Annotated in this window: 11 protein-coding genes; 6 read left to right on the plus strand and 5 right to left on the minus strand. The window is 64.7% G+C overall.

Features of this window, described 5'->3' with window-relative positions:
• Positions 1-568: 568 nt before the first annotated feature.
• Complete coding sequence (locus KBY93_RS09125) at positions 569-838, plus strand: SDR family NAD(P)-dependent oxidoreductase (RefSeq protein WP_255094086.1); 270 nt, start codon at positions 569-571, stop codon at positions 836-838.
• A gap of 509 nt (positions 839-1,347) precedes the next feature.
• On the opposite strand, the gene KBY93_RS09130 is transcribed toward KBY93_RS09125, so the two are convergent.
• Together KBY93_RS09130 and KBY93_RS09135 are read right to left on the minus strand one after the other, a co-directional pair.
• The gene (locus KBY93_RS09130; protein ID WP_255094015.1) at positions 1,348-3,309 is read right to left on the minus strand and encodes a pyruvate kinase; all 1,962 of its coding nucleotides are present in this window, start codon (positions 3,307-3,309) and stop codon (positions 1,348-1,350) included.
• A gap of 84 nt (positions 3,310-3,393) precedes the next feature.
• Positions 3,394-3,783 carry a Crp/Fnr family transcriptional regulator gene (locus tag KBY93_RS09135; protein ID WP_255094017.1) on the minus strand — a complete coding sequence of 130 codons (390 nt, stop codon included), beginning with the start codon at positions 3,781-3,783 and terminating at the stop codon, positions 3,394-3,396.
• 367 nt (positions 3,784-4,150) lie between these two features.
• Between KBY93_RS09135 and KBY93_RS09140 the strand changes: the two genes are divergently transcribed.
• Complete coding sequence (locus KBY93_RS09140) at positions 4,151-4,417, plus strand: hypothetical protein (RefSeq protein WP_255094018.1); 267 nt, start codon at positions 4,151-4,153, stop codon at positions 4,415-4,417.
• Positions 4,418-4,439: 22 nt separating this feature from the next.
• Here the strand turns inward: KBY93_RS09140 and KBY93_RS09145 are convergent, their stop codons facing one another.
• Positions 4,440-7,658, minus strand: coding sequence for a cyclic nucleotide-binding domain-containing protein (locus tag KBY93_RS09145; protein ID WP_255094019.1), 3,219 nt, complete (start codon positions 7,656-7,658; stop codon positions 4,440-4,442).
• A gap of 8 nt (positions 7,659-7,666) precedes the next feature.
• Positions 7,667-7,792 carry a hypothetical protein gene (locus KBY93_RS09150; protein WP_255094020.1) on the minus strand — a complete coding sequence of 42 codons (126 nt, stop codon included), beginning with the start codon at positions 7,790-7,792 and terminating at the stop codon, positions 7,667-7,669.
• A 207-nt stretch (positions 7,793-7,999) separates the two neighbouring features.
• Here KBY93_RS09150 and KBY93_RS09155 point away from each other — a divergent pair, with 207 nt between their 5' ends.
• From KBY93_RS09155 to KBY93_RS09170, 4 genes are all read left to right on the plus strand, one after another.
• Positions 8,000-9,073 (plus strand): PstS family phosphate ABC transporter substrate-binding protein, encoded by a 1,074-nt coding sequence (locus KBY93_RS09155; RefSeq protein WP_255094021.1) that lies wholly within the window; start codon positions 8,000-8,002, stop codon positions 9,071-9,073.
• Positions 9,074-9,124: 51 nt separating this feature from the next.
• A complete protein-coding gene (locus KBY93_RS09160; RefSeq protein ID WP_255094022.1) occupies positions 9,125-10,054 on the plus strand; it encodes a CHAD domain-containing protein in 930 nt (309 codons plus the stop codon).
• Between the two features lie 97 nt (positions 10,055-10,151).
• A complete protein-coding gene (locus tag KBY93_RS09165; protein WP_255094024.1) occupies positions 10,152-12,251 on the plus strand; it encodes a copper-translocating P-type ATPase in 2,100 nt (699 codons plus the stop codon).
• Complete coding sequence (locus tag KBY93_RS09170; protein WP_255094025.1) at positions 12,251-12,703, plus strand: cupredoxin domain-containing protein; 453 nt, start codon at positions 12,251-12,253, stop codon at positions 12,701-12,703. The genes KBY93_RS09165 and KBY93_RS09170 overlap by 1 nt, the downstream gene beginning before the upstream one ends.
• On the opposite strand, the gene KBY93_RS09175 is transcribed toward KBY93_RS09170, so the two are convergent.
• Positions 12,658-13,389, minus strand: coding sequence for a DUF6629 family protein (locus tag KBY93_RS09175; RefSeq protein WP_255094026.1), 732 nt, complete (start codon positions 13,387-13,389; stop codon positions 12,658-12,660). The genes KBY93_RS09170 and KBY93_RS09175 overlap by 46 nt on opposite strands.
• Positions 13,390-13,406 lie beyond the last annotated feature (17 nt).

Here is a 13,406-nt window from a genome sequence, read left to right on the forward strand (position 1 = left end):
GAAGCGTTGGCCGGTGTAGCAGCGGCTGACTGAGGCCCATCGATGGGGCCCGGACAGCAGAAGAACGGAGTCTCAGCTGTTCAGCTCAGGGGTCGATCCGCTGTGGCCAGGGGTTCGCTGCTCAATTGGCAACAAACTCCTAGTGGATCTGCCCGATGACGCCTAACATGCCCCCTCGAGTGGTCAGGCCACCGCAAAATTCTCTGCTTGTGGTTTAGGCTGACCGCTTGCCACTCAGGCGCAGCGTTGTGGCCAAGTTATTGTCATCTGTTGATGGCTGCGCTCCTCGGCAGCGTCTGCAGGTCTTCGCCAGTGATCGCAGATAAGGCACCACAAGCCCGATGAATCAAGGGCACTTCTAAGAGTAAACGTACTTGACCGTCGAGATGACTGAGAACCGCTGCCGGGAGTGAAGCCAGATTGGCAATCTCTGCTGATGAATCGAGTTCTTCTGGGAGCTCATACGAAGTGGATGCTACAATAGGGCAAGTTAAAATCTCAGCCGAGCCAAGTCTGTTTGGCGGCCTTGGGTGACATTAAAAATCCAGGCCCAGCTCGCCCACTGACTTTGATCGGCGGAGCCTCATCGGGCATTGGCGCCACTTTCGCTGAGCGCCTTGCACAAGGTCAATACGATTTAGTTCTTGTCGATCGTCGTCGTGACCGCCTTGACGCTCTCGCGCAGCAACTGATAAATGTATTTGACTCATGCCGAAGTCTTGCCTGCTGGCCTTGCGTAATCCGATCAGTTGCAAGCTGTCGAACTACTCCTGATGCTAGGGCAATTGTGAGCCAGCGACAACCATGGTCAAGCCACCGATCCTGTCTTGGCCTTTAAACTGCCTTTGCGGATTGAACGAGTGATTTAACCTCGTGGCTGGCCGAAGCCAGCATGAGACGTCCAGCCTTGAATGTGAAGCTTCGAGCCTTTGCTCTTCCCGAAATGAGCACGTGCTGACCGTGATCCGCTGCCCGGATTGAAATCAGGATCCAGGGTTGGGACAACGGCAAGCAAGCTCCCGCTTCAAGACTCTGACCTCCTCGATGAGGCTGGTCACCGCAGGTGCAGCTAGGGTCTTTGGAGAGGATGCAGGGTCATTCCGAACTGGTGCTCGCAACGTGAGTATAGCTCAGCTCAGCTCAGCTCGGTGGGCTCTGCTATTTCTGGCCTTCCGAGAACAGGCTGAACCGTTACCTCGATGTGAAGCTCGTGATTGATGTCACGATCGAGGGGCATGATTCACCATTTCAGTCTGGTTACGATCGGACATCGCCCAGGGTCATGAGCAGATTCCGGCGAATCTGGCCATCGTCTGTCGCTGGAGCAATGTGTCCAGGACAGCCTCGTCAGCCTCGGCTACAACCTGCCGGGCCGAGCGGAATGGCCTCGGGGTGATGGTGCGCCGCCAGTTCGAGGCGGCGGAAGGTGGGGCTGTTCTTGCGCTGATGGTTCTGCATCCGCAGCACGATGTCGTGCAGTGTGCGCACAGTGGCGGCGATGTTGGGTCCCTTGTTCAGCATCACCCCCTCGGCGCGGGCGCCCATCGCGGCATCGCTGATCTCAGCGCGCGTCGGCGTGCCCCGCTGCGCCAGCTCCTCCAGCACCTGAGTGGCCCAGATGCAGGGGAGATGGGCCGCTTCACAGACCCGCAGCATCTCTTCCTGGATCTCAGCAAGCCGTTCCCAGCCGCACTCGATCGCCAGATCGCCGCGGGCGATCATCACGCCGAGGGGCGCCGGATGGCGCATGCCGGCCAGCAGCAGCGCGGGCAGCTGATCGAAGGCCTGGCGTGTCTCGATCTTCAGGATCACGCCGAGATCAGCTCGACCCAGGCGGATGAGCTGCTCCTGCAGGGCGTGCACGTCGCTGGGGCGGCGCAGGAAGGATGCGTTGACGATGTCGGCGTGGGTGGCGACGAAGGCGAGGTCCTCAAGGTCGCGGGAGGTCAGCGCCGCCAGCTGGAGCGTGCTGTCGGGAAGATTGATGCCCTTGTCGGCCCGCAGCCGGGAACGCTGCCGCCGCGCTGCGGTGATCTCCACAAGCAGTTCGGGGGCGCCAGCAGGGCCGGCCGGGATGGCCACGATCCGGCCGGCGATCCGGCCGTCATCGAAGACGATCCGCTCGCCGACCTTCACATCGGCGAAGACCTCCGGCAAGGTGCAGCCGATCACCGCCGGACTGGTCACGGCGCCACGAGCGTCAAGCACAGCGTCACGTCCCGGCTCGGTGCCCGCCACGACTCGCAGCCGATCTCCTGGCTGCAGAGTCACGGCGCCGGGTTGGGGCGGGATCACGCCCACCAGGATCGAGATCCCGGCCTGGTTGACGAAGCGCAGCCCGGGGATGAAGTGGCAGGTGCGGGTGCAGCTCAGCAGCAGGCCTTCCGCCAGGCGCCTCTCGACCTTGAAGCGCCGCTGACGGCCGGACGCATCGACGCCCTGCAACACATCACCGGTCTTGAACCGCTGCCAGTCATCGCCGCTGACCGGCACCACGGCATCGACCCCAGCTGGAGGCTTGAGCGGTCGCATCCCCGGCGCGAACAGGAGCCTCGCCGGCGTCAGCAGCCGGCCGAGAACGTCACGGCGAGGCTTGCAGACCAGTAGCCGCGGCCCCGCCTCAACCGGACCGGTGCGGAGTTTGGGCCCGGCCAGATCCATGGCGATCCGGCAGGGGCGGTCCGTGGCGGCGCTGGCGGATCGCACCTGATCCGCCATCCGTTGCCACACCCTTGGGTCGTCGTGGGCGCAGTTGATCCGGGCAACGGTCATGCCGGCTTCGAGCAGCTCGGTAATCAGGGCTGGATCAGCCGCGGCCTCGGCGGGCAGGGTCACCATGATCGTGCCCATCTCACCGAGCAGACGCCGGGTGTTCCCGGCAGCCAGGGCCAGGCCGGCCCTGTGCTCGAGCGGTGGCTCCGCTCCCAGCCGGTGGCCACCGTCCTCTCCGGAGAGTGCGCAGAGGATGGCCAGCACCCGCCGCAGCGTGGCGAGCACGCTGGCCTCACAGCGACCGAGTGAGGACAGTCCCAGGCAGGCGAGCTGCTCCTGCAGGTCGCGGATGTCGTGCTGCCGCAGCGCCACGTAGTGGACCAGATTGAGAGCGCTGGGCCGATAGGCCGGTGCCACCGCCTCCAGGATGGGGAGCTCGCAGCCCTCCAGGTCCACCATGGAGCGAGCGAGTTCCACCAGCCTGGGGATGATCCCCCCGGGATCCTGGCAACCGCCGAAGAATTCCACTGGAAGAGGCCGGCCGCCGGATCCGACCGCAGCTATCTCAAACGGCACCGGAGCCAGCACTGTGTCCATCAGACCACTCTGATCCGGCTGGCCTGCGGCTTCAGTCTTGCTGCATACATGGGCCCGTTGGGCCGGCGCGAAGGCTCAGCGGACTCACGAACGCTCCGCCAGTCGGATCTTGAGATCCCGCAGGCGTTGATCAACCGAAGCGAGCAGATCGAGGGCGAACATCGGCGTCTCTTGAAGGGCAAACAGGAACTCCTCCCGGCCCATGACCAGCAGGCGGCAGGGGGTGATCGCCACAGCGTGTCCCTGGCGCCGGTGCTGTGGATCTACCAGTGCCCCCATGCCGAACACATCTCCCGGGGCGATGTCTTCACTGCAGGGAGCTGGGCCCCAGCTCAGCCGCACCGTGCCCTTGAGCAGGCCGAACATCTGGTCGCCGGGTGCCTCGGCTACGAAGATAGTGCCGCCTTCGGGAACCTCGAGCACGTCACCGTTCTGGGCCAGCGAACGCATGATCTCCAGGGGGGTCACGGTCATGACAGGAGGAAAGAAACTTGAAAAAGTGTGGCCCAGACGGGTTAAGAGCTGGTTGGCCGCCTTCTAAGCGGGACTTGATCGTGCCGGGAGCGTTTCCCCCAGGGCCAGCACCGGACTCGCATGAATCAGGTCGTGAAGACACTGAGGATCGCTCCGGAGAGTTACGTGCCTCTGCGGGCCTGTCCAGCCCGGCTGGTGATGTTCCTAGTTGTCGTCCTGCAGATGTAAAGTTGTATTTTCACTGGCGTCGTAGCTTTTGCCAGGGCTGGATGGCAGCGCGGCTTTGACACCCCTGCCCAGCGAAGGTTTGTTGACAGAACCTCCTGAGATGGCTGACAGTCGGCAAGCCGAAGTACCACCTGGAATCATGAGCGACACCATTCAAGTGTTTATCGAACGGTTAAGGGCCGAAGATGGAACAGAGCTGGAGCGGAAGGCCCGCGAGGCCACCACCGTCGGCGACTTGGAGGCCGTGGCTGCTGAGGCGGGCATCAGCCTGAGCGGAGCTGCACTGGTTAAGCATTTTGCCAAGCTGGTGGTGGAGAGCGACGATGCTTCTGCTGTCAAGAACTTCGACAGTCTCTGCTGGGACGTTGGTGAACTGCTTTGGACTTTGAACAATTGGAAACCTTGAGCCCCCACCCACAGAGGTGGCTTCAGGGGCCCAATCCGTAGGGAGCAGTGGTATTGCGGATCCGCTGAGCCAGCTCCCGGATCACTCCCTGCACGATCTCGGGCTGATCGGCCATTAAGTCGAGCAGCACCTCCTGCTCGATCCTGAAAAGACGAGTGGGCTCCAGAGCGGAGACAGAAGCCGAACGAGGTTCCGGATCCAAGGCCGCGAGCTCGCCCACGATTTCCCGTGGCCCGAGTTCCACGATCGTGTGATCGCCGATGTGCACACGAACCAGACCATCCACGATCACATACATGGAAGTGCCGAGGTCGCCTTTGGCGAAGAGCTGCTCCCCAGTGGACAGTGTCTCCTCCTCGAGGGCATCGGTCAGTTGCCGCAGCACATCGGCGGGGGTTGTGGAGAAGATGCCCACGCTCTTCAGCAGGAGCACCTTTTCCATCGTGACGATGCTTGTAAAGGGGGTGGAGTTAAGGGTCAATTCCGTGAGCAGATCCTCAGGATCCGTATCAGTGTGCAGAGTCATCCTCGCCATCTTCACGGATCCTTCCATGGCCAGAACCCATGGTGTAATCCCTGATTGGGCTGGTTGCGGCCGTTGTGAGAGTGCATAGGCGGTACAGCAGCGGATCCACTGCGGTATAGGGAATTCATCCCGGGACTCCATCAGGATCTGGCGGATCCGCTCTGTGGTGCCCAGCAGGGGAGGGACGTGTTTCCCAGGCAGGCTCCCCAGCGCCAGAGGAGCTGCCAGGCGTTCCATCAGTGGAAAGATCAGGTCGTGGTGGGTCGAGGAGATTGTGGTGTCGAGCAGCTCCAGTGCGAGGGCCCGTTCACGCCGACTTCCCCCCCAGTACCGGATCCTTGCCGGGCGGATCGCCTCCGTGGAGTAGAGCAACTCGAGCCGAAACAGCAGTCGTTCCCGGCAGCGATCGAGTTCGGTGGCGAGGGCATCGCTCAGCACTGGATGCATCGCCCCGACCCGCTCTCCTTGAACTCGCAGAATCCAGGCACCGAGCCTCACCTCCTGGATCATCCCGGTATGAATCTCGGCGCGCTGCTCCTCATCGGGCTCGAAGCCGCATGCACAGAGCGCGCGCAGGGCCGACTGACGAAGGGATGGATCCCTCGATCCCAGCCGCTGCAGCAGTGCCACGATCGCCCCTGGCTCTGGCAGACGGCCGAGCAGCCTCAGCAGGCGTCGCTCATGCTCAAGGCTCTGACCTCCTGCTTCCAGGGTCGTCAGCAGGGCTTCCGTCCCGGCGGTTCCAGCCCTGAGAAGCGCTGCCACAGCCGAACCGCGACATGAGAAGTCATCTAAAGCCTCGACCACCAGAGGGAGCAGTGCAGGCACTGGCCGGCTGCCTGCTGCGGCGAAGGCGGCGCGGCGCACGACAGGTTCAGGGTCCTTGCAAAGGTCTTCCAACAGGCCGGTATCACCTCGGTCAAAGGCTTCGTCCAATACATTCGCGGCAAGGACACGCTCTGCCGGCTTTGACGAGGCCGCCAAGCCAGCCAGCAACGCAGCGGCGCGGCCCTGGCTGTCGGGTTTGCCAAAACGCAACAGGGCTGACAAGGCGGCTTGCCGCACAGGTGCCTGGGAGCTGCATAGCTGCTGCTCGATGAGATCCCAGTATTGGAGTGATGCCTGTGTAGCAAGAAGAAGCATCGCTGCCGCTCTGACATCGGCGTCGGCATCGACTCGGACGATGTCCTCGAGCTGATTCACTATCTGCGGAATTTCGGCCTGTCCAAGCCCCCGGAGTACAGCCAACCGCACCTGAGGTTCCGGATGCCGCAGCAGATCACCGGCACGCACGATCAGGAATCCGGGGTCAGTGAGGGCCAGCAGCTCAAGGGCGTGCAGCACGCCGACCGGGTCAGGCCCCAATGCGGTGCGGTGCAGAACCTCCAGGGCGACCAGATTCCGCGTTGAAAACACCTCCCCCCCCAGAAACCGGCCGCGGAGGCCGCGGGCAAGGGCTCTTGGGTAATCACCGCGCAGCAGCAGGGCCACGACCAGCCAACCCAGGGCACCGGCTCCCATCACACAGGCCATCGGGAAGAGGCTGGACGGCCAGAGCCGATCGATCCCAAGCAGCAAAAGACCCGCCAGCCCCGCGGCCATCGGGTTGACGATCCCCTCGGCCAGAGTCTGGGCGCCGTACAGCTGCCGACTATGCAGCGGCTGGAACAGCATCTGTACGGCCGAGTGGTCGATCGAGTGGCGCAGCGTGCGATCGAAGAACTTCGCCGTGGCGACAGAGGCGAACAGAATCGAGGCGGGTAGTCCGAACGCAGCCGCCAGGCCACCGGCGAGCACCGATACCCCAAGGCTTGCGGGCAGGATCATCAAGCCCGTTCCCGGGCCCCAGCGGGCGAGCAGCGGTCCCGTCACGGCCCAGCGCAGGAGCAGGGTCACAGTTGCTGTGATGGCAAAGAAACGGCCGAAGTAGGACGCCGCCGAATCAGCATCCGGGAAGCGCTCATGGACGACCATCAGAAAGCTTCTGTCGACCAGCAACCGCAGCAGAATCGAGGCCAGGACCAGAAGCAGGATCAGACGCACATAGGGCGTCTGATCCACATGGCGGCGGTTGATCCGGGCGGGTCCAACCCCCTGCGGGTGGGGTGCCCATTTCAGGATCACAACCAGAAGCGGCAGGCAGAGGACCACGGCCACAGCCGCCACCAGTAAGAGGTTCTCACTGCCGATCCGATTGACGATGCCAGGCATGGCAAAGCCTCCGGTGGCCATCGCGGCGATTTCCCCCGAGCCGATCAGGCCATACAGCCGTCTGGCCTGGCGGACATCCAGCAGCGAGGCGGTAACGCCCCAGAACTCGAGATTGAGAAAGCTCTCCACAAGCCGGTACCAGACCAGCAGCGCGAAGGCGACAGGTACCGCCAGCCCGGTCGCCATCAGGCCACGAAATCCCACCATCACCACGGCGATGGTGAGCAGACTCAGCTGCCAGACCCTGCGGTCGGCCATCGACCGGGCCATCCGGAGTTGCAGGACGCTGCTGAGAGGTCCGACAACGGCCAGAGCAAGGAAAACGTAAGGAAGGTTCTGCGGACCGACCCTGGAGAGAAACAGGGCGTTCGCGGCTGTGAGCGTGAACAGCAGAGCCGTGCCCAGCAGCACGGAATGGGCCAGCAGAGCCAGAACAAGCTTCCGCTCTCCGGCATGAACAGCCAACACGGCGCTGATGCGCTCCCCGGTCTTTCGCATGCCCATCGGCGAGATCAGCCCCGTTGCCTGGCGCTGAAGACAGCCCCGCAACAGATACACAGCCGCATGCCACCCACTCCCTTCAGGCCTGGCAGGAAGGCCTCATCCAGCGTGAGACCGAGATCCTCACCTTCACGCACCAACTCTGCCCATCCTTCCGGATCGTTTTCAGCTGCCTCCTCGGGATTGTCGATTGTGAATCCGTGGATACGCGAAGAGCAGTTTATTGGCCGGCATGAACACAGCTCGATCCCAACCCAATCCCAACCCAATCCCTAACCGGTTGTTAACCGCACAGGCGGGGATGGACGCGCAGAGTGTGAGTGTTGGGAGTAGCGACCATGCCTGTGAGTCACACCCTGTCCGGTGGTCTGTTCTCACGCGCGAACCGGCTGTGGCTCCCTGGATCGGTTCTCGGTGTGGCGGTGCTGGCCTCCGCTTTCGCTCCGATCACGGTCAGCGCCCAGTCTGCGGCTGGAGTGGTCCGGATCAGTGGATCAAGCACGGTGTTCCCGATCACATCGGAGGCGATCAAGGCATTCCGCAAGACAGCTCCCGGCCGAAACGTCCGCTTCGAGCTCAAGGAAACGGGCACGTCGGCCGGATTCCGTGACTTCTGCGCCGGCAAGGTGCCGATCGCCAATGCTTCACGGCCGATCAACACCAGGGAGCTCAAGGCCTGCGAGGCGAAGGGGGTCAAGTTCATCGAGCTGCCGATTGCTTTCGACGCCCTGACAGTGGCTGTCCACCCGAAGAACACCTGGGCCAAGCAGATCACTGTCAAGGAACTGAACACCCTGTGGAACCGCCAGGCCACTGGACGGGTGAAGCGTTGGAAGCAGGTGAACAGCGCCTGGCCCGACCGCCCGATCAAGCTGTGCGGAGCTGGTTCGGATTCCGGCACCTTCGACTATTTCAACAAGGCGATCACCGGCGATGCCGAAAACAGCCGCAGCGACTACATCGCCAGCGAAGACGATAATGTGTTGGTCAGATGCGTGGCCAATGATCCCAACGCACTGGGCTACTTCGGTTTTGGCTACTATCTCGCCAATCAGAACAAGCTCAGGTCCCTCGCCATAATCGGACCCAAGGGAGCAACCAGGCCTTCAGTCGAGGCTGTTCAGAAAGAGCGCTACGCGCCCCTCTCCAGGCCGCTCTTCATCTATATCAACAATGCCAACATGCTTTCCCGTCCGGAGGTGCAGAAGTTCGTCACGTTCTTCGTTCGGAGGGGCCCCCAGATTGTCAGGGCCGCAGACTTCATTCCCCTTCCCGACTCCACCTACCTCCTGGTGGAAAGCAAGCTGTACCGCCACGTGCTCGGCACCTCCTTCGGTGGAGACCTGCCGATCGGACTAACCATCGGCCAGGCCCTTGCCCGCAGCTTCGACCAGCTCAAGCAGCCCCGGTCCCGCTGAACGACACTCCGCCCGCTCAGTGAGGATGAGTCCTGTCTTCCCGCCATCGCCGTGACGGCCTTCGAGACCAGCGCCAGCACCAGCACCGCGGAGGTCAGCGATCCCGCGATGGTCTGCGGGCTCTACGCAGCCGATCTGATCCAGCACCAGACACGCCGGCTGGGCAAGCTCCAGTCCGAAGTGCTGGCTGATCACGATCCTGAACCGCTGCATCAGCTCCGGGTGAGTCTGCGCAGGCTGCGCACGGCCCTCAGCCAGTTCGCGCCCGCTCTGCGGATGCCGGATGGGGTGAGCGATCGCCGCATCGCCAGGGTGGCCCGGCGCACCAGCCTCTGCCGTGATCTCGACGTGCTCAGGGATCGCCTGGAGGGGCAGTTGCTGCCCCCCCTGCCGGAGCAGGAACGCAAGGCGATGAAGCCGGTGCTGAAGCGGCTGTCACGCAACCGGCGGCTGGCCTTCGAAGACCTCGCGGAGGCGCTCACCGGCGGGCCCTATCTCAAGTTGCTCGCCCGTCTGCGCGCCTGGCAGCTGAAGCCTCGCTTCTCTCCGCTGGGAGATCTGCCCCTGGGGCCCTGGCTGTTCGAATGGCAGTCGCAGGCCTCCAGCGGCCTGTTCCTGCATGGCGGCTGGTTCGCCGCCGATCCGCACGATCCGGCCCTCCACGATCTGCGCAAGCGCATCAAGGGATTGCGCTATGCCCTCGAACATCTGGAGCCTTTCGCGGCGCCGGCGCTGGGCGAGTGGATCGCTCTTCTGAAAAAGGCCCAGGACTGCCTGGGGGATCTTCACGATCTCCAGGTGCTCGCAGCGATCCTGGGTGATCAGCTCGAGAATGGTGTGGCTGAAACCCTGCCGGTGTTGCAGGCCGGCATCCTTGCCCAGCAGGCTGAGCGCTGGAGCAAATGGAGCGACCAGGCGATCCAGCTTCGTGACCAGGCCAATCGTCACAGGCTCTACAGCAGCCTGATCCCGTCTGCCTGAGCCGCAAGACGGGGGGGCTTGACTCTCCAGTCCACTGGACACCTTAGCGTCAAGTCATCGCTTCTCCCGATCGACCCCTATCGATCGCCCGTCCCCGATGACCGGCCCACCCCCCACTCCGTCCTGCTGCCACGCCGATGGTCTGGCCCCCACGCCCGACCCGGAGCGGGAGCTGGCCCATGAACTCACCCTGCTGCGCCGCAAGCTCTCGCTGGCGGCTGTGCTCACGGCGCTGGTGGTGCTCGCGAGCATGCCCCACATGCTCGGTCTCCATTCCCTGCCGTTCCTGCCCGGCTGGTTCACCAGCCCCTGGACCCAGCTGCTGCTTTCCACCCCGGTGCTGTTCTGGTGCGGCCGGGAGTTCTTCACCGGCGCCGCCTCGGCCTTCCGTCAGCACAGCGCCGACATGAACACCCTGGTGGCCGCCGGCACCGGCATCGCCTGGCTCACGTCCCTGGTGGCCACCGTCGCGCCGCGGCTGCTCACCGAGGAAGGTCTGCCCGCAGACGTCTACTACGAAGTGACTGTGGTGATCCTCACCCTGGTGCTGCTGGGCCGCCTGCTGGAGGCCCGCGCCCGCGGCCAGACATCAGAGGCGATCCGCCGCTTGCTGCGCCTGCAGCCGCCCACGGCCCGGGTGCTGCGCGATGGCGCCCTCCAGGAGATCCCGGTGGAGCTGGTGGTGGTGGGCGATCTGCTGCAGGTGCGCCCCGGCGAGAAGCTGCCCCTCGACGGGGTGGTGGTGGAGGGCAGCTCCTGGGTGGAGGAATCGATGCTCACCGGTGAGCCGACCCCTGTGGAGAAGGGTCCCGGTGATGCGGTGATCGGGGCGTCGCTCAACCGCAGCGGCAGCTTCAGCTTTCGCGTCAGCCACGTGGGCACCGACACCGTGCTCGCCCAGATCGTCGAGCTGGTGCGCCAGGCCCAGAGCTCCCGCACGCGGGTGCAGCGCCTGGCCGATCAGGTGGTGGGCTGGTTCGTGCCGGTGGTGATCGCCCTGGCCATCGCCGCCTTCGTGGGCTGGTTCCTGGTGAGCGGCAACCCGGTGCTGGCGATGCTGTTCCTGGTCAGCGTGCTGGTGATTGCCTGTCCCTGCGCCCTGGGGCTGGCCACACCCACCTCGATCATGGTGGCCTCGGGCAAGGGGGCGGAGAACGGACTGATCTTCCGCAGCGCCGAGGCTCTGGAAACCGCCGGCGGCCTGCGCACCATCGTGCTCGACAAGACCGGCACCCTCACCCGCGGCCAGCCGGAGGTGACCGATTTCGAGCGGCTGGGCGGCAGCCAGCTGACGGCGGCGGCCCTGCTGCGGATGATCGCGGCCCTGGAGGAGCGCTCGGAGCATCCGCTGGCTGAGGCCATCGTGGGTTACATCCGCCCCCAGCTCCAGGATCCGCGCCTTCCGGCCGTGGAGGCGTTCGAGGCGGTGGCGGGCTTCGGCGTCAGGGGCCGCGCCGATGGTCGTGACGTGGTGGTGGGCACCCCCCGCTGGCTGGCGGAGCTTGGTTTCGGCATGGAGGCGCTGGAGCCCCTGGCCAGCCGGTTGGAGGGCGCGGCCCGCAGCGTGGCGGCGGTGGCGGTGGATGGGCGGATCGAGGCCTGCTTCGGCATCGCCGATCCGATCAAGCCGGGAGCGGTGCCCGCCGTGGCCGCTCTGCGGCGCCTGGGCCTGCAGGTGGTGATGCTCAGCGGTGACGCCCGCCGTACTGCCGAGGTGGTGGCCGCCCAGGTGGGCATCGAGCGGGTGATCGCCGAGGTGCGACCAGCCGATAAGGCCGATGTGATCCTTCGGCTGCAGGAGCGGGGCGAGGGTCCGGTGGCGATGGTGGGCGATGGCATCAACGACGCTCCGGCCCTGGCGGCGGCCGATGTGGGCCTGGCGATGGGCACCGGCACCGATGTGGCGATCGCGGCCAGCGACATCACCCTGATCTCCGGCAACCTGGCCGGGGTGCCGGCGGCGATCGAGCTCAGCCGCCACACCATGGCCAACATCCGCCAGAACCTGGTCTTCGCCTTCGCCTACAACGTGGCGGGTCTGCCCATTGCCGCCGGACTGCTGTTCCCTTTCACCGGCTGGCTGCTGAGTCCGATGATCGCCGGCGCGGCCATGGCCTTCAGCTCCGTGTCCGTGGTGAGCAATGCCCTGCGGTTGCGTCGCTTCAAGCCCACCCCCCTTCCCGTTGCCGCCAGCTGATGACCAGCTTCGTTGCCACTGCCACTGCCACTGCCATTGCCACCGGCGAACCGCTGTGGCGCACGATCGAGCAGCCCCTTGGCCTCAACGTGGCGGTAGCCGCCGGTGGCCTGGCGCTGATCGCCGCCGAACTCTGGTGGTTTCTCGGCCGCCATGGCGGCGGTGTGGCGGCCGGTGAAGGTGAGGGAGGGGTGCAGGAGATCACGATCACCGTGGATGGGGGCTACTCCCCAGCCCGGATCCGACTGACGGCCGGCCGGCCGGTGCGCCTCATCTTTCACCGGCTGGATCCCAGCGGTTGCGTCGCCCAGGTGATCGTCCCCGACTTTCGCCGCACGCTCGATCTACCCCTGAATGCCCGCACCAGTCTGGAATTGCCGCCGATGCAGCCTGGGGAGTACCCATTTCATTGCGGCATGTCGATGGTGCGGGGTGTGCTGGAGGTGGTCTGAAGGGCTCCGGCTCCGGCCTCTGCTGCTGGTTCGTCCACCACCCAGAGCAGAACAGCCGAGAGCATGGCGGTGAGGTAGCACCAGACCGAGCTGAAGGCGTGAAGGTAGGCCACCTGGGCAGAGATAAACGCGATCACGATCGCCGCCGCGAACCAGCGCAGCCGCCTGATCGGTGTCAGCAGCAGTGGCACCGTCACGATCAACCCGTAGATCAGGCTTCCCAGCCCATGGCTCACCAAGCCATGGGCAGGACTCCTGATCTGGTATTCGATGCTGCCCAGACTCACGGCCGGTGTGACCTGGGAGGGATCCAGCAGCAGCGGCACCCAGAGCCACAGGCCCAGCATCAGGCCCATCACCAGGCAGATCCGGATCAGCCAGCGGGGCTGGCCATCGCCCGTGGCGCCGGCCTTCAACGCGCACCAGGGGAACCAGGCCAACCAGAAGCCAAGTGCGAAGAACAGATAGGCCAGTGCCGCCCGCTGGGTGAGCGGCTCCAGGCTCCCGCTATCTAGACCGACCCACACAAGGCCCTCCAGACCCTGCTGCAGGCCGAACAACACCGGGGTCAGGGCCAGGGGCAGCAGGTTGCTCGATGGCTCACGCCAGCACCGCTGCACGGTCAGCCCGCCCAATGGCATCAGCAGTGCCGCTGCCGCGAAGCTGGAGCTGCTCGAGAAACACATCGACAGGGGGCCCTGCC

Source organism: Synechococcus sp. J7-Johnson (genome assembly GCF_024345795.1).
Classification (GTDB): domain Bacteria; phylum Cyanobacteriota; class Cyanobacteriia; order PCC-6307; family Cyanobiaceae; genus Regnicoccus_A.